Here is a 24,068-nt window from a genome sequence, read left to right on the forward strand (position 1 = left end):
AATGATGGCTAAAGAACCTTACTATACCATTGATTTTACTGCTGTTTATTGCAAATTCGAAGTTTTGGTGAATGATATCCCTGTTATTGCCATGGAAACCGAAGGGCAGATGTCTCCAAATGTTCCAGTTAATTTCGGAATAAGCAGTTCCGGGGAGCAAAAAATCGAGATTAAGCTTCTCCCTGTTACAGGAGGACAATATATAGATTCAAGAACAAAATTTGAATATACTATTAAGTTATTCGATGTCTTTAATGATAAGTTCGTCCATGAAAAAGACTGTGGTAATTTTCAGTTTTCAGAAAAGGAAACAGTAAAGAAGCTGCCTTCATTACACCATAAATCATCTTTTCAGGCTGAGATACCTTACGAAATGATGAAATGGGAAGAGAGTCGCGACTTGCTGTCAATTTCTAAGGATACATCTTATCTTAACAATAAGCTGGATTCCATATACAAAAGAATAAGCAGCCTGATTGAATCAAAACAATATGATGCTTTCTTTGAATTGATAAAAAACCGTGAAAAGAATATGGCTTTATCCATGTATCTGGGTAATGATGACGCAAAAGCAAGGCTCAACAGTTTATTGGAAGACTTCAACGATGGGTTTAAAATAATGCCTTTGCCGGAAGGCAGGGTATTAAAAATTTATGGTAACGGAAAATTGGCAACCTATAAAAAACTAAATGGTGAACCTGCATTTTTTCTTTTTAAAGAGAAGACAAAGGAAGAACTGATGTTGGAACTGATGTTCCATATTCCACAGGGAAAAGAAGAGTTCGAAGTCATTTAGAAAAAATAAGGGAGAAATAAGACATTAAATACTATACCTTTACGAAAGAGATTTTGGAAGGTAAGGTATTCAGGAAAAGTACATGGGGGAAAACAAAAAAAGATCATATATAGGCTATATTATTCTGGGAATAATAATATCATGCTTTGTTTATTTTATACTGTGGATTATTTTCAAAGAAAAAATGCCACTGCATGAATATGCTTTTGAAATTGCCAATAATTATGACAGCTATGCACAAAAAGCAATCATTTTTATTCCGCTATTGATTTTTGTACTCATCTTTATTGCTTTAATGAAACCTAATGCTGCTAAACGGTTTTTACGTTTACAGTCATCCCTTCCCACATCAAAGATACATTCAGTGGCCAAGGGATTGGTAGAGGTTGAAGGAACTTTAATGATGAAGAATCCTTTGTTTTCACCGGTGAAAAATGAAGTTTGTATCGGATATTATTACACTATTGAAAATATAGACAGAGATTCTGACGGTAAAGAAACATACCATACAGTTCACCGGGAGACACAATGTAATCTTTTTCAGATAAAAGATGATACCGGAGCCATAGAAGTAGAATCTGATGGAATAGAGCTTGTTTTGCTGGGAGAAACCAATACAAGCAGCCATGGCAGCAAAAGATATACAGAAACTCTTTTGAAAGAGGGTCAGAAAATGCTGTTGGTAGGATATGCAGATTCTAAAAACGGAGTTCCTTTCATAAGAAAAGATGACTATTATAAAATCCTTGGGATTACTTCAGCATCAGGAATTACCGTTTGGAATAAGTATCAGCCGCTGCTGAGGTCATTTATGTTTACCTGCTCCATTATCCTTTTAATAATTATTTATATACTCATACAATAATGAATCAGACGGTCGCAATCATACTACTTATCCTGTTGGGAGTTGTTATCATCAGCTTTTTTATCAATCTGTATAACAAATTGGTTATGCTCAAATTTAATGTTGAAAAAGCATACGGAAATATTGATGTGGTGCTGAAGCAGCGGGCGGATGAAATTCCCAATCTGGTCACTGTAGCCAAACACTTTATGAACTATGAGGAAAAGCTCCTTACCCGCCTTACGGAGCTCAGAACTTTTTATAACAATAGTACAGATGCAGACCAAAGGACAGCCTTGGCAAATGAAACTTCAAAAGCTTTATCATCCTTCTTTGCTGTTTCTGAGAACTATCCTGAGCTGAAATCTAATAATAATTTTCTTGAGCTGCAGAAAAGAGTCTCCGAACTGGAGAACAGAATAGCGGACAGAAGAGAATTTTTTAATGATAGCGTTAACCTTTATAATATAGGAATTCATGAATTTCCAAATGTTATACTGGCAAAAATACTTGCATATAAAGACAAAACATTACTTGAGATAACAGATGCTGAAAAACAATATAATGGAGTTCAGTTTTAATACCTTTTTCGGATTAGAAGATAAAATAGCTGATTACCCGGAAGTTACCATTTTTGGAGCCATGCTCCTTCCGATTGTGTTGGTTATTCCGATTGCATTGGTAGGCTGGATCTTCAGAAAGCTTAAATTCAATATGTACATCATTCATGTACTGCTGTATACCTTGCTTTTTACATTTATATTGGGAGCTATTACTATATTTATACTTTTCTTTATCACAGATAAAAATGGGGTAAAACTGGCTTACTGCTGGCTTACGGTATTCACGGGAATGTTTATTTTCAGTTTAATCAACGCCAATACCATTACCAAGATGTTTACAGATTGGTCTAAGATCATAAAAGAAAAACAAAATCAATAACCCGAAATGCAGTCAGTTTTTCAGGGGAAATTTTAATTAGAATGAAAATAGGAAAAATTATCATATTGATTTTCATTGTTTTAATCAATGTGTGTTGTGGAAGTAAAGCATTTGATCTGTCATCGGTTATATTAGGTGATGATGCGAAAAAATATGATTTTGAAAACAAAGACTTATTTCTGAAAGATGCAGCAAAACCAGATATCATTCAATATTATGCTGATGAAAACAAAGGATTGTCGTACGCAAATATTGCATTAGACAATACTATGGGTACAAGAATTACCGTTTATAAAGGAAAGGTAGGTGCTCTTGATACCAATGCTGACGAAAAATATGCTCTGGAATTTGTAGAAAAAATAGTGAAAAAACACGGAAATCCTACAGCGGCTATTACAGATAAAGCAACTGTAGAGGCACAACTTGTAAAATCTATTTTTGAAAAACTAAAAAAACTGTCCCCGGAAAAAGTTTCATGGATTAAAAACGAGAAAAATACTTTTACCTATCCTACCTCTTTCTTCTGGGACGACGGAAAAAATTACTTCATATTGAGTATTTCTATTGAAAATGATGGAAGAATAAGAAATAAATACATTTCTGTTACCAAAGATGCTTACCGTAATAATGCGGTTTTTGGATTAAAATATCCGACACCTCAAGGATCTCCGTGGTATCAGTATATGAATTAAAAGGTGAGCTGCAATCATTATAGAAGGCCTCATATATTCAAAATAGGAAATAAAACAAAGGGTAAAATACATAGAAAATAATTTCTGGATATTTGAATCGTTTTTTCTGTTTTTATTCTTTATAACCAGACACTAACATTATGAAAAATCTGAATTACATATTAATACCCTTGATCTGCCTGGGACTTGCATCATGTGATAAGCAGAAAAATAAAAGCACTCGGGCTTTGGTGGAAACGCAGGGCAGTACTCAGACAGAACCTTTTAATCTTGCTAAGCTTAAGGCAGGGCAAAACATCAATGAAATTTTAAAATCTGCCGGAGCAACTGCCAAAGATGCTGTACGTACCAGTGAAGTTACTCTGATTGGAAATGACAGACTGGCGTTTGCTTCAAAAGAACTATTACACTTCAATGGAATAGATTTGGAAGGAAAGAATAATAAAAATACCAACAAAGTCCTTTTACATTACGGAAAAGTAGATCAGGAAATCGGTCCTCTTGGCAATGAGAAAGAAGATGAGCTGGGAATGTATCAGATTGATATCTATACAGAGCAGGAAAAAATGGCTCTTTTTGAAAACCTAAATAAAACACTTCAGAAACCCAGCTTTGATACCATACGGGAAAGCTTTGAATCTGAGATTAAAGATAACGAGGTCATTCAGACTCATAATAAACTCAGACAGGAAGTAGCCATCTGGAAAAACAAAGATCTGCTATATTATTACTGCGAAACAAAAGTAGATAACAGGCCCGATGAATACCGTTGTAATCTCTTTGTCTTCAAAAATAAAGAATGGAAAGATTTTCTGAAAGGATCCGGATATCCGGATATGGACAAAATTTATTGAATTAGGATAAAAACAAACAAAAAAATTAAAACATTCGCTTAGTCAAATCAGTTTACTGATTCATCTTCGCTTTCTAAAAATAAGGCAGAAAAAATAAAACCTTCGTTAAAAAATATCCGCTCAGTCTGCAAAATCTGTGAGAGCTTTAAAAACATAAAATGCCGGTCTATGAGAAGACCGGCATTTTTTATATGAAATTAATATTTGAATTATTTTACCAGAAACTGTATCGTAGTCTGATCCAGTTTCAAAATATAAATTCCCTGCTCAAGATTTCTTGTTTTGATAGAATTTCCACTTCTGAAAGGTTGATCAATGGTCTGAAGAACCTTCCCCTGAAGATTATAAATCTCTGCTTTTTTTACCTTCTGAAGATCTCCTTTTACAAAAATTTCCTGATTGGTAATGGGATTGGGTGAGATTTTAAAACTGTTAGAAGTTGTTTCTGAAGCCGTACTTTGAGCCATTCTTGCCGTTGATCCGGAATAACAGGTCCATGAAAGATCATCAATAGCAACCCTGTTACTTGTTGAATTGTTCACCAGGCTTACCACTACATTTCCGGAAATATTGATATTACTGATCGTCGTTGTTGCCGTAGAAGCACTGTAAGGAATCGTTCCTACTATTGTTCCGTTTACTTTTACAGTAAAAGAATCATTACTCCCTGTAAACTTAAGCTGTGTTGTCACAGTTAAAGAACCAATACCATTAGCAGAACTGCCAGAAGTTAAAGAACCGCTTCTTACTGTAATCGCTTTATTATTGAGAGTTTGGTCAGTTCTTGCATCCGTTGCAGTCCATGAGATCCCTCCGTTACTCCAGGTTCTGCTGGAATAAGCAGCGCTGGCTGCAGGAATGGTTTCAAAACTTTCATTAGCACAATTGGTAGTTGGAGCCGTCGTTCCGGCATTGGTAGTCCCGGAAACGGTAGAACTGTTCGATGAAGAATTTCCTGCTGCATCCTTTGCTACAACATAAAAGCTGTAGGAAGTTGAAGGAGTCAGCCCTGAAATAGTTGTTGAAGTTGAACTTACTGTAGTTTTCAGGGTTCCATTCATATAGACGTTATAAGCACTAACTCCTACATTATCTGTAGAAGTATTCCATGCAAGAGAAATGCTGCTGGACGTTTTTCCTGAAACATTCAGTCCTGTCGCTGTGGTAGGAGCCTGAGTGTCGCTTGAAGGCTGCTGAGAGCCCCAGATAAGATTAGCGTAATTAGGATTATCAATAAATGGATTTCTATTCCCCTGATAGGTATAAGAAGCATTATTTCTTTTGATCTCAGCCTGAGAAACCGGATCCTGATTGTGCCAAGCCAACAGAACATTCAGTTCCCATGTCTGCAATCCCGGGAAAGTAGAGCTTCCCAACATATCTCCTGATGAAAAACTAGAAAGTTTGCTTTGATAGCGGGTTACAAAATAGAAAATCATACGGGCTACATCTCCTTTAAACTCGTCAATCGGCTCAAAAACGGTCCCCGAATATCCTGAAGAAGCTGAAGTTCCAAGTTTTGAACCGTTCTTTGAGGTGAAAGAAGCACTTCCTACCTTTCCGAAAGGATAATTGCTTCTCATTCCGTTTACTTTCCCATCCGTAGCTCTGATGAAGTTAATGTCAGAAACCATTGGGGAAGCTTCATTAAAGAGACTTTGGGGAATAATATGCTCTCTGTTATAGCAATTCCCTTCCGTAGAATAGGTACCGCATTGGTTGGTTCCCGGAGTATATTTATAAGGATCAGCTCCTACAGATTTTTCAGAATAAATATCAAGAATAGACCCGTCATTTTCATAGTCCTTATCAATATCTGTGGTTTTATAGGCAGTCCACAATCCGTTGTAGCCTTTATCCTGATGACCGCTGGTGATGATACTGCTTAATGAAGTTTTTAGCGCTGCACCACTCAGTCCATTCGCAGAATTGTAGTATCCTGCAGGAGCCTGTGCGTGGGCAAGTCCTGCAAATACTGAAAATAAGATGATTTTTTTCATATCAATACAAGTTTCAACAAGATTACTACATTTTTATGAATAAAAAATTAAGGAATCGTTAATTTTAAAATGCACTGCATGTAAGAAGTAATGAGGGATGAATTATGAATTATTTTGTGATTAAATATTAGCGTTTCTTTATTCATTCAATAGGGCCGGGCTTTAGCCCGGTTTCGGTTTACAATACAAACAATTTTCATCCGGCTTTAGCCAAAACTTAAAGAATAAAAGATCATATTCGACAATCATCTGTGAAAATCCGTGGTATCTGTGGGAAAAACATAAACCATAAAAAAGCCAGTACAAAACGTACTGGCTTATATAATGGATGACTTAATTTTACTTTCTTTGTGGCGGATAATTTTTCATAATCTCAGCCATAATTTCAGGAATTTGTCTTTGTTTCGCTTTTGGAGAATCTACAGAAATTCCGCTTCCAATACCCTGCCAAACCAATTTATTGCTTTTTGCATCAATCAGGTCAACAATCAGTGCTCCTTCATTATAATTCGTTGTCCAAGTTCTGTTCATGCCAACGCCCCATCCGAATGGTCCGCCCCATCCCCACATTCCGTAAGGTGTAGAGGAATTAATATCTGTAACCTTTTTATGATTTGCTTTTACGTTGATAATTAGATCAGGATTTTCTCCGGACTGTAGTCCTTTGCTTTGAAGCTGTCTCGACAGTTCATTCAGCACTCTGTCTTTATCAATATCATTCAATTTTAGATCATCAATTCTTATTTTATATGTTTTGTAAGAATTGAAATTGGCTGTTTCAGCATAATCTGAACGTACCTGAAAAGGGCTACAAGAAGTTAAACCTAATGTAGCAGACGCCAACAAAATAAAAATATATTTTTTCATTTTATTTATTTTTTTTTATCGCTTTTAATGAATGTATCAGTCTTTTTATCGTACCCGTAAGGACAGTGTCTGCAGCCGCTTTTACAGCAATGACCTCTTTTCAGATGAAATTTTTCTGTAAAAACTTTGTACCCCTGTTCATTATAGTAGAAGTCTTCACCTTCTTTGATGTCATAATGGGCCATAAGTTAAATGCTTGTCAAAAAACTTTTTATATTTGTTACTATGATAATTGTATGCCAAAAGCCTTTAAAAAAATTAAAAATTAATGGCATTGCTCTCTTTCCCTTTATCTTCATTAGGAAACCCGAAGATAAGGAAAATAATGTATTGATCAATCACGAAAAAATCCATTTACAGCAACAATTGGAAATGCTCATCATTTTCTTTTATATTTTCTATGTTATTGAATATTACTATTGGTTCTTCAAACTCAAAGACGGTTATCTTGCCTACAGAAGGATTTCATTTGAAAGAGAAGCCTATACCAATGAAAATAACCTGAGCTATCTTAAAAAAAGAAAGTTCTGGAACTTTAGAAAATATCTGTAGAGTTGTGAATGATAAGATTCGGTTAACGATTTTCAATATTCAATAGGAGCAGGCTTTAGCCCGGGTTATAAAAAAATAGCTTTCATCTGACTTTAGCCCAAGCTTACAACTAAATAATCCGCATCAAAGAAAAAACGAAAAACACCATCTGTGAAAATCTGTGTCATCTGAGGGAAAAACTCAACGAACGAGAGTTCATAAAAATAAGAACTCTGCACAACATTAAATCTTTTCCTACTTTTGCAAACAATAAACCTTGAGTAGTCAAAACTGAAATGCTATTACAACTTCCCAAAGAACCTATTCCCATTCAGGAAATTCTCATTCATAAAAATGTAAAACTTTTCATTAAAAGGGAAGACCAGATTCATCCGCTGATTTCAGGCAACAAATACTGGAAGCTCTTTTATAATGTGAATCACTATCTGGAAAAAAATTCTGAGAACCCCTATATTATTACCTTTGGTGGGGCTTTTTCCAATCATATAGCAGCAGTTTCAGCAGTAGGAAATTTAGCAGGTATTCCAACATTGGGAATCATCCGGGGAGAAGAACTGCAGCATAAATGGCGTGACAATCCTACCTTACTTTTTGCCAAAAGAAATGGCATGAACCTGAAATTTGTCACCCGCGAAGAATACAGACACAAAGAAAAACTGACAGAATTCCTTCAACAGGAGTTTCCCGAAGCATTAATAGTCCCTGAAGGAGGTACCAATGAAGAGGCTGTAGAAGGGGTGAAAATGATGCTCAACGAACAAACAAAAGATTTTGACTATCTTTGCACCGCAGTGGGAACCGGAGGAACCATTGCAGGAATTTCAAAATTTTGTGAAGACAATCAGAAAGTTATAGGATGTAAGGTGGTAGATGATGCTTCACTTGAAAATAAAATTTTTGAATTAACTTTGAGACAGAATTTTAATCTAATAGATTCATGTTTTGGAGGTTACGGTAAAATAAATGATGGAAACATCCGTTTTATCAATGATTTCAAAGAGAAATATGGTATTCCTTTAGAACCGATTTATACAGGAAAAATGATGGAGAAAGTTTTTGAACTCATAGATGAAGATTTTTTTCCTGAGAACAGCAGGATTTTATGCTTTCACACAGGTGGATTGCAGGGAATTGAGGGGGCAAATCTGCTTTTAGAAAAACAGAACAGAAATTTAATTATATAAGTAAAATTGAAAAACATGAAAAGACTTTTCCTATCCATAAGCCTTTTAGTTTTATCAAAATTTTCTGCCCAGTCTTGGGCAACCGAAGATCAGTATATTCAGAAGTTTGCTAAATATGCCGTAGAAGAAATGGAAAAATATAAAATTCCAGCTTCTATTACGCTTGCACAAGGGTTGTTAGAAACCGGAGGCGGGCAAAGCAGATTAGCACAGGAAGGTAAAAACCATTTTGGAATAAAATGTAAAGAAGACTGGACCGGTAAAACGATGAAACATACCGATGATGCACCCAACGAATGCTTCCGCGTGTATGACGATCCCAAACAGTCTTATGAAGACCATTCTATATTTTTGTCCACCAGAAAATATTACACCAACCTTTTCAAGCTGGATATGAGAGATTACAGAGCATGGGCGACCGGGTTAAAAAAAGCAGGGTATGCTACCAATCCACGTTATGCTTCCATTCTTATCACCAAAATTGAAAAGTATAAATTATACGAATACGACAATACCAATTCCAATGAAGTATTGTATGCTGTTCTTAAAATGTATCCGGATCTGAAAGATGACAGAACTTTCATGGCGCAGCTGGAGCCTTCAAAAGCAACCAGAAAAGCTAAAGAACCGGTTACGGTAGAAGTTCCTTACAAACAGACTTCTTACGCACAACAGCAAAAAAGAGTAGAAAGAATCAAAACGAAAGCTGAAATTCTGAATTCTATCCTTATCAAAAGTCATCCGAACGACGGGCTGAAATATATTGTCATTCCTGAAGATACCGATGTAAAATTCATTGCCAACAAATTCAAAGTGAGCGAAAGCAGACTGATGAAGTGGAATGAACTGGAAAATGAAACTTTAAAAAAGAACGATATTGTTTTCCTTGAATCGAAAAATTCTACAGGAAATACAGCAACCTATAAAGTGGAATCTGGTGAAGATATGCACGATATCGCCCAGAAATTCGGAATCAAATTGCATAAATTATATGCTAAAAACAGAATGGATGAAGGACAGCAGCCATCTGCAGGACAGTTGATTTATTTAATAGACAAAAAACCACGAAACTAATTTAATTTTTTGTTGAGAGTTTACCGTTGACAGTCAAATGCCAACCAGCAGCTGTCGACAGCAACCAAGTATATATGAAGTATCAAAGAAGTTCGGCTTTGTTTGATGAAGCCTACAAATACATTCCGGGAGGAGTAAACTCTCCGGTAAGAGCATTCAAATCCGTAGGAGGAGTGCCTGTTTTTATGAAATCGGCAAAAGGAGCTTACCTTACCGATGCAGATGAGAATACTTACATCGATTATATCAACTCATGGGGCCCAGCCATTTTAGGACATACACATCCTGAAGTATTGGAAGAACTGAAAATCCAAGCAGAGAAAGGATTTTCTTTCGGTGCTCCTACAGAACTGGAAACTGAAATTGCAAAATTCATCGTCGAAAATGTTCCGAACATTGACCAGATCAGAATGGTTTCTTCAGGAACAGAAGCATGTATGAGCGCAGTAAGACTGGCAAGAGGGTACACAGGAAGAGATAAGATCGTAAAATTTGAAGGCTGTTATCACGGACATTCAGACTCATTTCTAATTAAAGCAGGAAGCGGTGCGGCTACCTTCGGAAACCCAAATTCTCCGGGAGTAACTGCAGGTACTGCTAAAGATACATTACTAGCCCGTTATAATGATTTTGAACAAGTTGAAGATTTGTTCCGTCATAATCAGGGCGAAATTGCAGCCGTAATTATAGAGCCGGTTGCAGGAAATATGGGTTGTGTACTGCCCGAAAACAACTTCTTACAAAACCTGAGAAAGATCTGTGATGAAAATGGAGCTTTGTTGATTTTTGATGAAGTGATGACCGGTTTCAGATTGGCTTTCGGAGGAGCTCAGGAGCTTTTCGATGTAAAAGCAGATTTAGTGACTTATGGAAAAGTAATCGGTGGTGGACTGCCAGTGGGTGCTTTTGCAGGAAGAAATGAAATTATGGATCACCTGGCTCCAAAAGGAGGAGTATACCAGGCAGGAACATTAAGTGGAAATCCTTTGGCAATGAGAGCGGGATTAAAAACGCTTCAGCTTATTAAAAATGATCCGGAATTTTTCAACAGACTCCATAAAACAACAGAAACCTTAGATTTTGAAATTGGAAAAATTTTAAATGAAAAAGGAATTGCTCATAAAATCAACAGAAAAGGTTCTATGATGTCTGTTTTCTTCCATATCAACAGGGTTTCAAATTTTGATGAGGCTCAGGAAGCAAATCATTCATTGTTCAATAACTTCTTCCACCAGATGCTTCAGAATGGAGTGTATCTTCCACCAAGTGGTTATGAAACGTACTTCATCAGTGATGCTATCAAAGATAAAGAGATTGATATGACACTGGAAGCCGTAAGGAAATTTGAATATTCCAATAAGTAAAAATAAATAGAACCGGATTTTATATCCGGTTTTTTTATGCAAGAATATAACCTCAATATTGAAAATCTTAAGTTGGGTGATCTGCCGGGGAAATTCTATTTTAAAATGATTATTTGAAACATGAATATTCACAAAGCATAAATCATACAGATTTTGTAATAAACCATACACCTCGTTCAGGAGACTTCTTTTTAATTTTGTCATAAATAGATTGGAAATGAAGACTTCTGACAATACCATCTCCCGCAAAGATTTTATCCGAAATTCAGCACTGGCTGTTGCGGGATTCACTTTAATACCTCATATCATGACTGCATCGCCTTTCTTTGATGAAAACAATATTTTGGCAAAAGGAAAAATAGGCCTTAAAAATGTTCGTCTGGAAACTGGGTTTGAATATCAGGAAGGAGAAGTAGCGTCTACTAAAACAGATCTATTTTATGTAGAAGTTGAAAACGGAAAAATCACAAAGATTACCGCGAATCAACCTAATGCTAAAGCGGTAGACGCAAAAGGATTATTGATGCTTCCCGCCTTTAAAGACATGCATATTCATCTGGATAAGACTTTTTATGGAGATCAGTGGCAGGCCGTTAGAAAAAGAACCGGAGGGATCAAAGGAATGATAGAGCTGGAACAGAAAATGCTTCCGGAAATGCTGAAAAATTCGACCTTCAAAGCAGAAAAATTGATTGAACTGTTACAGTCAAAAGGAACTTCCTATGCAAGAAGCCATGTAAATATTGAACCGACTTCAAAACTTGAATCATTAAAAAATCTACAGAAAGCTTTAGAAAATAAAAAGAATGGTTTTGGAGCTGAGCTGGTAGCATTTCCACAGCACGGAGTGTTTTATACTGATTCTGCGCCTTATCTGAAAGAAGCGGCGAAGATGGATATTGATTTTATCGGTGGAGTAGACCCTTTCAACATAGACGGAAACATTGAGAAGGTGGTGGATTTCACTGTTCAGCTTGCGGTAGACCATAAAAAAGGAATAGATATTCACCTGCATGAAACCGGGGATTCCGGATTGAAGACAGTAGAATATCTTATTAAAAAAGTAAATGAAAACCCTTCTTTGAAAGGAAAAACCTACTTAAGCCACTGTTTTATCTTGGCTAAATTAGAAGCCGCAAAACAGGAAGAGATCGCTGAGAAATTAGCAGAAGCTCAAATTGGAATTGTATCTACAATCCCTTTTGGTAGAATGATCATGCCAATACCAACCCTTTATAAGCATAATGTAACCGTTCTGACAGGAAATGACAGTATCGTAGATCACTGGAATACTTTCGGAACAGGAAGTGTACTGCAAAAAGCCAACTTAATGGCTCAATTATATGGATATTCAACAGAGTTTTTACTGTCGAGAAGTTTAAAACTCGCAACAGGAAATATACTGCCGTTAGATGATAAAGGCAATCAGCAATGGCCAAAAGCAGGAGATAAAGCAGACTTTGTATTGATCAATGCAAGCTGTTCAGCAGAAGCTGTATCAAGAATTTCAGAGGTAGAATCACTAGTACATGAGGGAAATATTGTTTTTTAGTTCAAAATGAAAAACAGGTAATAATCTTAGATCAATATATATTTAGTCAGTGTGTTTTTGAGCCGCAAAAAGAATAGGTTTTCTTTTTGTGGCTATTTTAATTTTTTCTCTCATTATTTTTATTAATTTTAAGAGAAAATCAGGCAAAATGGGTTACCATACAGATCATTTTCCTATTTTAGGAATTAAGGAATTTAGTGAAAATCAGATGTCTGGTTGTCACCTGCTGTTTAATGAACTCAACGGAGCACGCTCTATTGACGATCCCCATAAGCATGATTTTTTATCATCAATCTTTTTGAGCACGGACTTGGCTCACATACGATAGATTTTACAGAATATCAGGTGAAAGACCTTCAGATTCATTTGGTTTTTCCAGAGCAGGTACATCAATGGGTAATTGAAAAAGAAACCATAGGATATCAGTTGATGATCAGTAGGGATTGGTATGAAAGCTTTCTGCCTTCCTTACGATTTTCGGCATCTTATTATCAGAATCATCCGGTTATCAATCTTTCCAAAGAAGTCTTTGCGACTTTCCGGTATGAATTTCAAGCCATTCAGAAAGAACTGAACGGAGAAAAAATATTTTGGGAACTCATTCAAAAAAGAAGTGAGCTGATCGGTCTGCTGGTGAGTACTTCTGTGGAAGGGGCTTTTAAAGATTTTGAAGTCTATAATTCAAATCCTATTATTTCAAAGTTTCTGAATCTTATTGATGAACACTTCAAAACAGAAAGGTCTGTTTCTTTTTATGCCGATAAACTGAATATTTCTGCCAATTATCTGAATATCGTCTGCAAGAAAAATCTCAATACTCCCGCTTCATCTCTTATCCAGGATCGTATTTTACTGGAAGCAAAAAGACTATTGAAAGTTTCCGAAATGTCGGTGAAAGATATTGTGTATGATCTTGGTTTCTACGATCATGCCAGTTTTTCCAAATTCTTTAAAGCACAGACGGGAATGACGCCATCCCAATTCAAAGAATAATCTGTACAAAACATGACATAATTGATACACCGGTTTTATCCTGAAGCCGGGCTAATTTTGTATTGTTAAAATTTTAAATCATGCAATTTCCCTATAAATTAACTGCAAAAGGAAACTATTCCCTGAAAAATGTCCGCCTGGAAACAGGTTTTGAATACGAAAATGAAGAGGTAACCGGAACAAAAACTGATCTTTTCAGTATTGAAATTGAAGAGGGAAAGATCAAATCGATAAAAGCAAACGATCCTACATCTTCAGCAATAGATGCAAAAGGATATCTGATGCTTCCTGCTTTCAGAGATATGCACATTCATTTGGATAAAACATTATACGGACTTCCGTGGCAGGCCCTTTCTCCGAAAAGAAGAACGGTGAAAGACATGATTACTTATGAGCAGGAAATCATTCCTGAGCTATTGAAAACTTCCGTAAGCAGAGCAGAACAGCTGATCAGTCTGCAGCAACATTACGGAACTCACTTTGCAAGAACACATTTCAACATTGATCCTACATCAGGATTGAAGTCCCTTGAACATCTTGAACAGGCTCTTGAAAATAAGAAAGATTCTTTTAAAGCTGAACTGGTAGCCTTCCCACAACATGGGGTTTATTATACAGAATCTGCTCCTTTAATGAAAGAAGCCGCGCAGCTGAAAAGTGTAAGCTTCATTGGTGGATTGGATCCTTTAAGCATTGACGGAAGTATTGAAAAAGTAATGGATTTTACGGTTCAGTTAGCTTTAGATCATCATAAAGGAATTGATATTCACCTGCACGAAGTAGGAGAGTCCGGGATGAAAACGATCAATTATCTGATTGATAAAGCGATCGAAAATCCGGAACTTCAAGGGAAAACATTTGTAAGTCATGCATTTGCTTTGGCTCATCTTTCACCGAAAGAAACAGAACAGATTGCAGAAAGACTGGCTGCAGGAAAAGTGGGAATTGCTTCTTCTGTACCTTTTAAAGGAACGGTAATGCCTATCCCAACCCTGAAGAAATATGGAGTAAATGTACTCATCGGAAATGATAATGTGCAAGACTATTGGAGTACGTTTGGGTCCGGAAATATGCTGCAGAAAGCCAATCTGATTGCTGAATTGTATGGTTATGCGACAGAATATGCCTTATCAAGAGCCCTGCAGTTTGCCACTCAAAGTATTCTTCCTCTGGATGAAAAAGGGAAGCAGCAATGGCCTAAGACAGGGGATGAAGCAGCGATTGTTCTGACAGATGCTTCATGTTCTGCAGAAGCCGTTTCCAGAATGTCTGAAATAAAAGCCCTGATGAATGATGGGAATTTATTTTGGAGAAATTAATTGAAGTATATATTTTTTATACACTTGTTTTTTTGTGAATGCCGTCGGGATTTTTTCCTGATGGCATTTTTTAATTATAGATTATATTTTGACTAAATATCAAAATTTGTTTTTCCATTCAATAGAAACGGGCTTTAGCCCGTTTAAACTTAAAAAAAATAAATTCCCCTGGCTTTAGCCAAAACTTCTCAATAAACCTATATGGGAATCTGTGATAATCTGAGATTAGATAAAAAAAACAGCTGTTCAAATTGCAATTTTCCTTTTTACAATATGAACACCCCTTAATGTTGAAATCGGGAGACTTCAGTGAAATCAGATAATAATGATAAAAAAAAGCCTTCGGAAAATACTTCCGAAGGCTTTTAAAAATTGAATCTAACTGCTATATTGTTTTATAGGTTGAAGTTTGTCCATCCTGCATACCAAGTATCGTTGGCATCTTTTACTGCCCCTCTGTAAGTTACCTGTGTAAACCAAGCAGCTAATTTAGGGTTAGTAAATGCTCCACCTGTTAATAATGGAGAACCAGCACTAGGAGTGAAGTTTGGTGTAGTTCCTGCAGGAGCCCATGCACCAGCAAGTTTTACATCAGCTGTAGAAGCAAGGATTGTATTTCCTTTTGCATTAAACCAAGTCGTAAGATCGTTTAATGTATAAGTTGTCGGAGTAGATGTAGATGGTCCGAATTTTAAAGGAGTTGTATTTCCTGCTAAAACGTTGTTTTCAAAGAATAATTTGTTCCCTACAATATTATTATCTGTTGGAGCACCTTTGGTAGCATCAATGAATAAACCAACTGGGAATCCTGTAAATACAGAATTGAATACAGAGATCGAAGAGTTTCTTCTGATCTGTAATGCATTCTGGAATAATGCGTTGATCGTTCCTGGAGCCGCAGAGTTGATTGGCCCGATGATCGTCATGTTAGAGAATGTAGCGGATGTCTGAGGTGTCAAAGTAGAACCGTTAGCATCATTATCAGACTCAAATGCGTTAGAACCGGAAACGTCAGCTACCTGAGAATCTCTTACTGCGATACCAAACTGGATATTTCCTGCGAAACCGTTATCTGTATCGAAATCATCATCAAGACCTTTGTAAGAAATAAGGTGAGAACAGTTTACCGTTCCTCCGAACCATTCAAAACTGTCATCATTAGCATAAGCAACTTCTACGTAATCTACTTTAGTTCCGTTACCAACACCTCCGAATGTAAGTCCGTTGATCTCTTTATCTGGTAAGAATGCATATCCTGCATATTCTATTCTTACATATTTTAATACACCACTGTTATCAGCAGCATTAGTTCCACCGTAAAGTCCAAGACCATCAGAGTTATTAATACCTCCTTCAATCTCTCCAACTCCGTTTGCTCCACCGAAAGATGCATTGGTAGGTGCAGCACCCAAAATGACAACCCCTGCCCAGTCTCCTCTCTTAGGACTTGGCTTTTCTGAAGTGAAGATAATAGGATTAGCAGCAGTACCTTCTGCCATGATTTTACTTCCTCTTGTAATGATCAAAGCTCCGTTTTTATCAGCTTCACCTACAATCTTTGTACCTGGCTCGATAGTTAAAGTAGCTCCGTTTGTTACGTATACTAGTCCTCTTAGCTTATAGATTTTATTAGCTTTAAGAGTAAGATTGGACGTGATTTTTCCTGAAAGAATAAGATTTTCAGTTTCTCCGTTTCCGTTACCTCCATTTTGAATAATGGTAGGTCCATCTTCTTCTATATTTCTACATGCGGTAGTAGATACTAGAGCGCCAAGCATTAAAGAATATAAAACGAACTTTTTCATGTTATAAAGAATTAAATTATTTATTAGATTATTTGTTGAATGAATTAAAAATTGTATCCCAGTGTTAAACTGATATTGGTTCCTGTAAGTCTTTCAATAGCAAGAGCATCCTTGCTGTCATACTTACCGTTATCGTTCAGGTCATGGTAGAATTTAGCACGACGGTTCAGGATATCTGAAACATTAAGCTTGATCTCTCCTTTGTTGCTCCATATTTTTTAGCAAGCTGGAAATCTAAAAGAGGTCTTGGTGCTTCCCAGATTGGTGGTACCTGATCGTTTCCTACATAAAGAATTCTTCTTCCGATCATGTTGAATAGTACAGTAGAAGACCATCCTGATTTTTCAGTATCATACTGAAGACTTACATTGACAGTGTATGGAGATTGTCCCTGCATTGGTCTGTCTATCTTAGTAGCCTCGTCTGTTACTTTGTTTTGATTAAGGCTACGTTTCCACCTAGCGTAAAGTTTTTAAGAGCACTTACAAAATCAAGTTTCTTTCTTACTTCTACTTCCACACCATAAGCATCAGCTTTATCTACGTTAAGGTAGTTGAAAGTGTTACTGGTTCCTACCCCTGATTGGTTGAAGTATAATTCGATGGGTTTTTTGAAGTTTTTATAGAAACCTGCTACGGATATAATTTCTCCGTTTCTTGGGTAATATTCCCAACGAACGTCAGCACTCGTTATTTTTGTTCTTTCAATAGACTTGTTACCGATTACGGTAGCTCCCAAATCAAAGTCGTAATATGCTAAAGGAGAAACCTCTCTAAATTCCGGTCTTACAACAGTTTGTGAACCTGCAAGACGGATATTCATTTTAGGGTTTACCTTGAATGTCAAGTTAACGGCTGGTAAAAAGTCAGTAACACGAGTGTTTACAAAACGGTCATCACTTTTTTTTGTGCTTCCTACCAACTGGTCAAAGTTCTCAACTCTTAATCCCCATACCGCTCTCAACCATGGTGTGAAGTTGTTGTCAAACTGTAAATACCCTGCGTTAAGGATGGTATTGGCAATATATCTGTACTGATTTCCTGCAATTTCATCAAATGTAAATCCTCCGTTACCTCCGAAATTCCCTGGATTAAAGATCGTTTCGAAAGGTTGGGAAAGTAATCCCTGGTTGAAGTTTTCAAGTTTTACAGAGAAAGGCCTTGAGTTATATATTCTGTCTTTTACCTGGAACAAATAACCTCCTTTGATGGTTTGTTTTTGCCCAAATAGAGTAAATGACTTGGAGATATCACCTCCTGCATTATAAAGATAATCGCTTAGAGTAGAATAAAATACACTTCCTGATTTTTGAGAAAGACCATTAGAAATCAATGCCAAATAAGGGCTTCCTTCCATGGTTGTGTATTGGTTGTACTGCAAACGCTGTAGCAAAGGAATATATTGGTCCAGAATCCCGAAGCTTCCGTACCAGTTTACGGTAAATCCGCCAAGAGCATCAATTTTATGAGTACCGGTAAGGGTTGAGTTATAGAAAGTGGTTTCTTTAAATCCAATTTCCCTTGCCATAATATTTGTTCCGTTGATCGGATCAAATTCAAAATCTTTTCCTGTTCTGAAAGACATATGGTTCACCGTATTGTTGGTGATGATGTTCTTTAAGGAAATTTTATTGTTGTTGTTTAATTTTAAAGAAAGATTCAACATCCCTCCTAAAATAATATCATTGGTGTATTTTTCTGTGAAATAATCGAAGTTGGTGTCAGCAAGCTGGTCGTTGATGGTAAAGAAACGGTTGGTAGATTCGGTTCTTCTTTTATTGTTACTGTAGTTTAATACTGCAATTACCCCTAAATCTTTTCCGAAAAGCTTTGTATTGAAACCTCCGTCAAGCTGTAAACTTAAATTTTCAGGATATCCAATACTGTTGTATCCTAAGTTCTTTGTATATCCTTTACCAATATCTGTTTTCTGACCTTCAGTTAGAATGCTGAACGCATTTTTTGCAGGCATATTGGTAGGAAGCTTTCTGTAGCCGTCATCAATTCCTAAAAAGTCCCATTTTCCACCTTTCTGCATATGGAATTCCTGTCCCATAGTAGCTGTGTTTCCTCCTACACCTACCTGAACATTGAAGAAATTTTTATTGGGAATATCTTTAGTATTTACCTGAATCAAAGCACCTCCCCATTCTCCGGTATATTCAGGAATGAAAGTTTTGTTGATAACAAGAGTTTCGATAACGTTTGCAGGGAAAAGGTCAAAAGAAAAGGTCTTTCTGTCTGGTTCCGTACTGGATAGCTGAATACCATTTAACATCGCCTGGTTGTAACGGTCTGACAAACCTCTTACTACGATATATTTCCCTTCAGATAAACTCACCCCTGAAACTCTTTTCAGAACTTCACCCGTGTTTCTGTCCGGACTTCTTTTAATAGCTTCAACCCCGATAACCTGAGAAACTACACCGGCGTTTTTCTGTAAACCGATTGTAGAGGCTATGGTTTCTTTTCTGGCGTTTGATTTTATGACAACTCCCTCAATTTCTTTTTCCTTAGTAGATGGCTTATCCAGAACGATATCAAGATGAGTATTACCTTCATTCTTTATAAGAACTTCGCTGATCTCTTTTCTGTTATACCCATTGGAACTTACCGTTACAATATAATTGGCACCAGGGGATAGGTTGATAGAGTAGTATCCGGAAATGTCAGTAGTTACTTCCTGGCCATTTACTTTTACCTTTACTCCTTCTATAGGAGTGTTGTCTTTCTCATCCAATACCCTACCTTCCAGAATCTGACTCTGTGCAAAGGCATAGCCAGCAGAAAACAAGGCAAGTAGCATAATGCTCTTGTGGAGTTGTTTTTTCATTTTACTTCTTTTACTTCTTTTTCAAGGGCAAAATAAGGGCTAAGTTTTTAAGAAAACTTTAGGATAATCTTAATTAATTGTGAAGTTTGTATGAACGAATGAGCGGTACACGTGGTTATTGATGTTTAATTTTTTTAATTATATTTTTTGTTTTAATTTTCAATATTGTTTCGTATATTTGATTTATGTGTATTTAATGTTTAATTTTTTATTGATTTTGTAATTTTAAGTTAGAATGTTGTTTTTTAATAATTAGTTAACATTTGACGGATAGATAAAATCAATTGAAATAATTAATTTTGTGGGAATTCTTAAACTAGAAGATGAGCAAAAAAATTCTTTTAATAGACGATGAACTGGACATTTTAGAGATTCTGTCTTACAATTTGGAAAAGGAAGGGTATGATATCTATACAGCGACCAATGGTAATGAAGGTATAGAAAAAGCAAAGGAAATTGTTCCGGACCTTATCTTACTAGATGTCATGATGCCTGAGAAAGATGGTATAGAAACCTGTCAGGAACTTCGTAAAGTGAAAGAACTTCAAAAAACACTTATCGTGTTCCTTTCTGCAAGAAGCGAAGAATTTTCTCAATTAGCAGGTTTTCAGGCGGGTGCCAATGATTACATCGTAAAACTGATCAAACCGAAAATCCTTATTTCTAAAGTGAACGCATTATTACAGTTGACCTCTCAGGTTTCTGATAATGCAAAACTAATCGAAATCGGAGACCTTGTTATCGACAAAGATAACTTCAGAGTTTCCAAAGCCGGACAGCAATTTCTTCTTCCTAAAAAAGAATTTGATTTGCTTTACCTTTTGGCTTCCAACACTGAAAAAGTTTTCAAAAGAGAAGAGATTCTGGAAAAAGTTTGGGGTAATGATGTAATTGTAGGAGAAAGAACAATCGATGTTCATATCAGAAGGCTAAGAGAAAAACTAGGAATCAATACGATTCAGACATTAAAAGGAATCGGGTATAAACTGATCGTTTAATTATTTAGAAATCTTACCTTTACGTTCAATCATTAAAATGTTGTAAAATTGAAATTTTACAGACTTACCCTCGTTGCCTCTTGTCTGCTGACACTGGTAATGTTCCTTTTAGTAGTCGTATTCGATTCACTGAAAGATATCTATTATGAGACCCCTTTGTTCAAAACGGGTCTTTTAATCTGTATTATCCTGATCTTTCTGATTAACTGCGTAGTGCTGGAACTTCTTTTCAATTACTACAGCAGAAAACAGGTAAAAGGTCTTTCCGGATTTCTTCCCCAGGAAATAGTTCAGAATCACGATGAAAATATCACGATCAAAGAATTAGGGGAAAGGTTTTCAGATCTCAATCAGCAGCAGGTATCAGAAATTGATATGATGAAAGAGATGGAAAGCTACCGTAAAGAATACATCGGAAATGTTTCCCACGAATTGAAAACACCTTTATTTTCTATCCAGGGATATGTGGAAACCTTAAGAGACGGTGGGGTAGACAATCTCACCATCCGGGATAAATATCTGGAAAGAATAGACAAATCCGTAGAAAGACTTATTGCTATTGTTACAGACCTGGATATGATCAATAGGCTGGAAGCAGGCGAAATCAACCTTACCGTTTCAAAATTTGATGTCAATCTTCTGATCAAGGAAATCTTTGATCTGCTTGATCTTGAAGCTGAAAAACGAAATACAACCTTACAAATACAAACCCTTCATCCACAGATTTTTGTGGAAGCGGATAAACAGAAAATTTCTCAGGTTTTCATTAACCTTATTTCCAATGCCATTCATTATGCCAACAGGCAGGAAGCAAAAGTCATTGTAAAAACCAGTGTCCTTAAAAATAAGGTACTGATAGAGGTAATAGACAACGGAATGGGAATAAAATCTGAACTTCTTCCAAGGATCTTCGAAAGATTTTACCGTGTAGAAACCAGCAGAAGCAGGAGAGAAGGCGGTTCCGGACTAGGATTGGCGATTGTAAAACACATCCTTGAAGCTCATAACGAAAATATTACCGTAGAAAGCGTTTACCTTGAAGGCACGAAATTCAGTTTTATGCTCGAAAAAAGTAAATAATTCCTGCAAAATGTAAGAAAAAAAATATTTTAAAAAATCCTGAAATATTTTTTTGTCACATGTCATTTATTATATATTTGCACCAGAGATTTATCATAATTATAAAGGCAAAAAAGTAATTTAAGAAACTGATATGGTTTACAAAATCCGCGTAATATTAGATGCGAAAGAAGATATTTTCCGAGATATCGAAGTTAAGGGAAAACAAACGTTATGGAACTTACATTTAGGAATTAAAAGTGCATTCAGTCTGCAGGGAGATGAGCTTTCTACTTTTAATCTGTTAGAAGATGACGGAACGATCGTAAAAAGTGTCCCATTGGAAGATATGAGTGATGATGGTGATGGCGAAATTATGTCAGATGTTTACATTGATGAGGCCTTTGCAAATGCAGGTGACAAAGCACAGTTTCAGTATGGGCTGCTAGACCTTTGGGAATTCTTCTGTGAGCTTGTAGAAGTTATTGAAGAAACAAAAGGCGTGAACTATCCGATCACTGTATACAGATTTGGAAATGTTCCATTGAAAGCACCTAGTAAAAATGGAAGTGCTGGAGGATCCAAAAGGAAATCAGCAATGCCTCTGGCAGATGATGAGTTCGGTTTTGATGATGATTTTGGAGCAGGAGGAAATTTTTCAGATGAAGATGATGATAGCTTCGATGATGAGGAAGAAGATGACTACAACGATGATGTCTTTGATGATGAGGATGACAATGACGAAGAAAGATAGTCAACAAAATATAATGAGCCCTGGGTTTTGATCCGGGGCTTTTTTATGGCAAAAAATAAATTCTCAAAAACAGTTCTTCACCTGCTTACTGCCAGTAAGCCGATTCGCAAATTCACCCATTAACCTTTTAATGATTTCACTTTCACTTTCCCTTTTTCTCAAAAAACAATCCTTACTTTTGTTAAAAATAGTTTAATGAAAAAATTAATTTTGTTAGCTGTAATTGGTCTGGGAATTGTTTCCTGTACCACTCAAAAAAATACCCGGAAGATGACAGAACTGCCAAAAGATTGGAAACATAACACGAATATTTACGAAGTCAACATAAGACAATATACTCAGGAAGGAACTTTCAAAGCGTTTGCAAAAGAAATGCCCCGCCTGAAATCTATGGGAGTAAAAACACTCTGGTTTATGCCCATTACCCCCATTGCCCAGCAGAATAAAAAAGGAAGTATGGGAAGCCCATATGCAGCAGCAGATTATACCTCCATTAATCCTGAATTCGGTACCCTGCAGGATTTTAAAGATATGGTAAATGAAGCGCACAGATTAGGATTCAAAGTGATCATAGACTGGGTTGCCAACCATACCGGATGGGATCATGTGTGGACCAAAACACATCCCGAATTTTATTTGAAAGACCCCGATGGTAAATTCCACATCGCCTCAGGAATGGATGATATCATTGAGTTGGACTATAAAAACCAGGAAATGCGCCAGGCAATGATAGATGCTATGAAATTTTGGGTGCAGGAAACCCGTATTGACGGTTTCAGATGTGATTTGGCTTCATGGGTAGAAGTAGATTTCTGGGAACAGGCACGTCCTGAAGTAGAAAAAATAAAACCTCTTTTTTGGCTGGGAGAATTTGATGAGTTGGAAAGTCCCGAATATGGAAAAGTTTTTGATGCCAGCTATTCCTGGAAGTGGATGCACAAATCTGCCGACTATTATAAAAAGAATGAACCTCTTCAGGAGCTTAAAGACCTTTTGAAACAATACTCTAATATTGGGGATACTTCAATGAGAGCATGGTTTACAACAAATCACGATGAAAACTCATGGAACGGGACCGAATATGAAAAATACGGAGTCATCACAAAACCTATGGCTGTATTCTCAGCGACATGGAATGGAGTTCCGTTATTATATTCAGGTCAGGAGCTTCCCAACATGAAAAGACTGGAGTTTTTCGAAAAAGATGTTATCAAATGGACCAATACGTACCAGGCAGCGGATTTCTATAAAACATTATTGGATTTAAAAGCTTCCAATCCGGCTCTAAGAGGAGGAGATTCCAATGTGACGACCTATCTTTTGAATACTACAGCCAATGACAAGATTCTGGCGTATGTAAGAAAAAACGGAAAAGACGAAGTACTGGTAGTTCTGAATATGTCGAAAGAACCTGTTAACTTTTCAATTGAAGACGAACATGTATCGGGAACATTCGGAAATGTTTTCGATAAAACAAAAAGAGATTTCAATGCTGGAAAAGATTTCAGCTTTCAGGTTTCAGAATACGCTGTATTTCAAAAATGAAAGCCATAAAATTCTGGCTGAAATTGTAAAATCTTAATGAAT

23 protein-coding genes are annotated in these 24,068 nt (G+C 36.4%); 17 read left to right on the plus strand and 6 right to left on the minus strand.

Annotated elements, in window-relative coordinates:
* Position 1 precedes the first annotated feature (1 nt).
* From LF886_RS07430 to LF886_RS07455, 6 genes are all read left to right on the plus strand, one after another.
* Complete coding sequence (locus tag LF886_RS07430; protein WP_236853555.1) at positions 2–796, plus strand: hypothetical protein; 795 nt, start codon at positions 2–4, stop codon at positions 794–796.
* A 184-nt stretch (positions 797–980) separates the two neighbouring features.
* A complete protein-coding gene (locus LF886_RS07435) occupies positions 981–1,661 on the plus strand; it encodes a hypothetical protein (RefSeq protein WP_236853556.1) in 681 nt (226 codons plus the stop codon).
* Positions 1,662–1,747: 86 nt separating this feature from the next.
* Positions 1,748–2,221, plus strand: coding sequence for a LemA family protein (locus tag LF886_RS07440; protein WP_236853557.1), 474 nt, complete (start codon positions 1,748–1,750; stop codon positions 2,219–2,221).
* Positions 2,205–2,582: a hypothetical protein gene (locus tag LF886_RS07445; protein ID WP_152291123.1), complete on the plus strand. Its 378-nt coding sequence runs from the start codon at positions 2,205–2,207 to the stop codon at positions 2,580–2,582. Before LF886_RS07440 ends, LF886_RS07445 begins: the two co-directional genes overlap by 17 nt.
* 41 nt (positions 2,583–2,623) lie before the next feature.
* Complete coding sequence (locus LF886_RS07450; RefSeq protein ID WP_236853558.1) at positions 2,624–3,274, plus strand: hypothetical protein; 651 nt, start codon at positions 2,624–2,626, stop codon at positions 3,272–3,274.
* Between the two features lie 140 nt (positions 3,275–3,414).
* Positions 3,415–4,128 carry a hypothetical protein gene (locus tag LF886_RS07455; protein WP_236853559.1) on the plus strand — a complete coding sequence of 238 codons (714 nt, stop codon included), beginning with the start codon at positions 3,415–3,417 and terminating at the stop codon, positions 4,126–4,128.
* A 209-nt stretch (positions 4,129–4,337) separates the two neighbouring features.
* Here LF886_RS07455 and LF886_RS07460 read toward each other — a convergent pair whose 3' ends face one another.
* From LF886_RS07460 to LF886_RS07470, 3 genes are all read right to left on the minus strand, one after another.
* Positions 4,338–6,128: an endonuclease gene (locus LF886_RS07460; RefSeq protein WP_236853560.1), complete on the minus strand. Its 1,791-nt coding sequence runs from the start codon at positions 6,126–6,128 to the stop codon at positions 4,338–4,340.
* 339 nt (positions 6,129–6,467) lie between these two features.
* Positions 6,468–6,995 carry a DUF4136 domain-containing protein gene (locus LF886_RS07465; RefSeq protein WP_124534114.1) on the minus strand — a complete coding sequence of 176 codons (528 nt, stop codon included), beginning with the start codon at positions 6,993–6,995 and terminating at the stop codon, positions 6,468–6,470.
* 5 nt (positions 6,996–7,000) lie between these two features.
* A complete protein-coding gene (locus LF886_RS07470; RefSeq protein WP_089690100.1) occupies positions 7,001–7,180 on the minus strand; it encodes a DUF5522 domain-containing protein in 180 nt (59 codons plus the stop codon).
* A gap of 40 nt (positions 7,181–7,220) precedes the next feature.
* Here LF886_RS07470 and LF886_RS07475 point away from each other — a divergent pair, with 40 nt between their 5' ends.
* The 7 genes from LF886_RS07475 to LF886_RS07505 all read left to right on the plus strand — a co-directional run bounded on the left by LF886_RS07475 (position 7,221) and on the right by LF886_RS07505 (position 15,033).
* Positions 7,221–7,547, plus strand: a complete 327-nt coding sequence (locus tag LF886_RS07475) for a hypothetical protein (RefSeq protein ID WP_236853561.1) — start codon at positions 7,221–7,223, stop codon at positions 7,545–7,547.
* 275 nt (positions 7,548–7,822) lie between these two features.
* Positions 7,823–8,731 carry a 1-aminocyclopropane-1-carboxylate deaminase/D-cysteine desulfhydrase gene (locus LF886_RS07480; RefSeq protein WP_236853562.1) on the plus strand — a complete coding sequence of 303 codons (909 nt, stop codon included), beginning with the start codon at positions 7,823–7,825 and terminating at the stop codon, positions 8,729–8,731.
* Positions 8,732–8,746: 15 nt separating this feature from the next.
* Positions 8,747–9,805, plus strand: coding sequence for a glucosaminidase domain-containing protein (locus LF886_RS07485; RefSeq protein WP_103231510.1), 1,059 nt, complete (start codon positions 8,747–8,749; stop codon positions 9,803–9,805).
* A gap of 74 nt (positions 9,806–9,879) precedes the next feature.
* A complete protein-coding gene (hemL, locus tag LF886_RS07490; RefSeq protein ID WP_103231530.1) occupies positions 9,880–11,169 on the plus strand; it encodes a glutamate-1-semialdehyde 2,1-aminomutase in 1,290 nt (429 codons plus the stop codon).
* A gap of 217 nt (positions 11,170–11,386) precedes the next feature.
* A complete protein-coding gene (locus LF886_RS07495; RefSeq protein WP_236853563.1) occupies positions 11,387–12,721 on the plus strand; it encodes an amidohydrolase in 1,335 nt (444 codons plus the stop codon).
* Between the two features lie 345 nt (positions 12,722–13,066).
* Positions 13,067–13,714: a helix-turn-helix domain-containing protein gene (locus LF886_RS07500; protein WP_236853564.1), complete on the plus strand. Its 648-nt coding sequence runs from the start codon at positions 13,067–13,069 to the stop codon at positions 13,712–13,714.
* An 80-nt stretch (positions 13,715–13,794) separates the two neighbouring features.
* Positions 13,795–15,033: an amidohydrolase gene (locus LF886_RS07505; RefSeq protein ID WP_236853565.1), complete on the plus strand. Its 1,239-nt coding sequence runs from the start codon at positions 13,795–13,797 to the stop codon at positions 15,031–15,033.
* A 395-nt stretch (positions 15,034–15,428) separates the two neighbouring features.
* Here LF886_RS07505 and LF886_RS07510 read toward each other — a convergent pair whose 3' ends face one another.
* The 3 genes from LF886_RS07510 to LF886_RS07520 form a co-directional block, all read right to left on the minus strand.
* On the minus strand, positions 15,429–16,838 hold the full coding sequence (locus LF886_RS07510) for a hypothetical protein (RefSeq protein WP_236853566.1): 1,410 nt from the start codon (positions 16,836–16,838) through the stop codon (positions 15,429–15,431).
* Between the two features lie 166 nt (positions 16,839–17,004).
* On the minus strand, positions 17,005–17,235 hold the full coding sequence (locus LF886_RS07515) for a hypothetical protein (RefSeq protein WP_236853567.1): 231 nt from the start codon (positions 17,233–17,235) through the stop codon (positions 17,005–17,007).
* A 29-nt stretch (positions 17,236–17,264) separates the two neighbouring features.
* A complete protein-coding gene (locus tag LF886_RS07520; protein WP_236853568.1) occupies positions 17,265–19,670 on the minus strand; it encodes a carboxypeptidase regulatory-like domain-containing protein in 2,406 nt (801 codons plus the stop codon).
* A 323-nt stretch (positions 19,671–19,993) separates the two neighbouring features.
* Here LF886_RS07520 and LF886_RS07525 point away from each other — a divergent pair, with 323 nt between their 5' ends.
* From LF886_RS07525 to LF886_RS07540, 4 genes are all read left to right on the plus strand, one after another.
* A complete protein-coding gene (locus tag LF886_RS07525; RefSeq protein ID WP_109737926.1) occupies positions 19,994–20,668 on the plus strand; it encodes a response regulator in 675 nt (224 codons plus the stop codon).
* A gap of 48 nt (positions 20,669–20,716) precedes the next feature.
* Positions 20,717–21,748 carry a sensor histidine kinase gene (locus LF886_RS07530; protein WP_236853569.1) on the plus strand — a complete coding sequence of 344 codons (1,032 nt, stop codon included), beginning with the start codon at positions 20,717–20,719 and terminating at the stop codon, positions 21,746–21,748.
* 133 nt (positions 21,749–21,881) lie between these two features.
* The gene (locus LF886_RS07535; protein ID WP_236853570.1) at positions 21,882–22,481 is read left to right on the plus strand and encodes a plasmid pRiA4b ORF-3 family protein; all 600 of its coding nucleotides are present in this window, start codon (positions 21,882–21,884) and stop codon (positions 22,479–22,481) included.
* Between the two features lie 195 nt (positions 22,482–22,676).
* Positions 22,677–24,026, plus strand: a complete 1,350-nt coding sequence (locus LF886_RS07540; RefSeq protein ID WP_236853571.1) for an alpha-amylase family glycosyl hydrolase — start codon at positions 22,677–22,679, stop codon at positions 24,024–24,026.
* Positions 24,027–24,068: the final 42 nt, after the last annotated feature.

Origin of the sequence: Chryseobacterium sp. MEBOG07 (assembly GCF_021869745.1) — a bacterium.
Taxonomy (GTDB): Bacteria; Bacteroidota; Bacteroidia; order Flavobacteriales; family Weeksellaceae; genus Chryseobacterium; species Chryseobacterium viscerum.

What these genes read in the sequence shown, in the direction of transcription:
- LF886_RS07510 (WP_236853566.1), bottom strand. Translation starts at nt 16,838, where the DNA reads ATGAAAAAGTTCGTTTTATATTCTTTAATGCTTGGCGCTCTAGTATCT.
- LF886_RS07495 (WP_236853563.1), top strand. Translation starts at nt 11,387, where the DNA reads ATGAAGACTTCTGACAATACCATCTCCCGCAAAGATTTTATCCGAAAT.
- LF886_RS07465 (WP_124534114.1), bottom strand. Translation starts at nt 6,995, where the DNA reads ATGAAAAAATATATTTTTATTTTGTTGGCGTCTGCTACATTAGGTTTA.
- LF886_RS07435 (WP_236853556.1), top strand. Translation starts at nt 981, where the DNA reads ATGCCACTGCATGAATATGCTTTTGAAATTGCCAATAATTATGACAGC.
- LF886_RS07480 (WP_236853562.1), top strand. Translation starts at nt 7,823, where the DNA reads ATGCTATTACAACTTCCCAAAGAACCTATTCCCATTCAGGAAATTCTC.
- LF886_RS07440 (WP_236853557.1), top strand. Translation starts at nt 1,748, where the DNA reads ATGCTCAAATTTAATGTTGAAAAAGCATACGGAAATATTGATGTGGTG.
- LF886_RS07430 (WP_236853555.1), top strand. Translation starts at nt 2, where the DNA reads ATGATGGCTAAAGAACCTTACTATACCATTGATTTTACTGCTGTTTAT.
- LF886_RS07455 (WP_236853559.1), top strand. Translation starts at nt 3,415, where the DNA reads ATGAAAAATCTGAATTACATATTAATACCCTTGATCTGCCTGGGACTT.
- LF886_RS07450 (WP_236853558.1), top strand. Translation starts at nt 2,624, where the DNA reads ATGAAAATAGGAAAAATTATCATATTGATTTTCATTGTTTTAATCAAT.
- LF886_RS07470 (WP_089690100.1), bottom strand. Translation starts at nt 7,180, where the DNA reads ATGGCCCATTATGACATCAAAGAAGGTGAAGACTTCTACTATAATGAA.
- LF886_RS07505 (WP_236853565.1), top strand. Translation starts at nt 13,795, where the DNA reads ATGCAATTTCCCTATAAATTAACTGCAAAAGGAAACTATTCCCTGAAA.
- LF886_RS07445 (WP_152291123.1), top strand. Translation starts at nt 2,205, where the DNA reads ATGGAGTTCAGTTTTAATACCTTTTTCGGATTAGAAGATAAAATAGCT.
- LF886_RS07485 (WP_103231510.1), top strand. Translation starts at nt 8,747, where the DNA reads ATGAAAAGACTTTTCCTATCCATAAGCCTTTTAGTTTTATCAAAATTT.
- hemL (WP_103231530.1), top strand. Translation starts at nt 9,880, where the DNA reads ATGAAGTATCAAAGAAGTTCGGCTTTGTTTGATGAAGCCTACAAATAC.
- LF886_RS07525 (WP_109737926.1), top strand. Translation starts at nt 19,994, where the DNA reads ATGAGCAAAAAAATTCTTTTAATAGACGATGAACTGGACATTTTAGAG.
- LF886_RS07540 (WP_236853571.1), top strand. Translation starts at nt 22,677, where the DNA reads ATGAAAAAATTAATTTTGTTAGCTGTAATTGGTCTGGGAATTGTTTCC.
- LF886_RS07460 (WP_236853560.1), bottom strand. Translation starts at nt 6,128, where the DNA reads ATGAAAAAAATCATCTTATTTTCAGTATTTGCAGGACTTGCCCACGCA.
- LF886_RS07475 (WP_236853561.1), top strand. Translation starts at nt 7,221, where the DNA reads ATGATAATTGTATGCCAAAAGCCTTTAAAAAAATTAAAAATTAATGGC.
- LF886_RS07520 (WP_236853568.1), bottom strand. Translation starts at nt 19,670, where the DNA reads ATGAAAAAACAACTCCACAAGAGCATTATGCTACTTGCCTTGTTTTCT.
- LF886_RS07515 (WP_236853567.1), bottom strand. Translation starts at nt 17,235, where the DNA reads ATGCAGGGACAATCTCCATACACTGTCAATGTAAGTCTTCAGTATGAT.
- LF886_RS07535 (WP_236853570.1), top strand. Translation starts at nt 21,882, where the DNA reads ATGGTTTACAAAATCCGCGTAATATTAGATGCGAAAGAAGATATTTTC.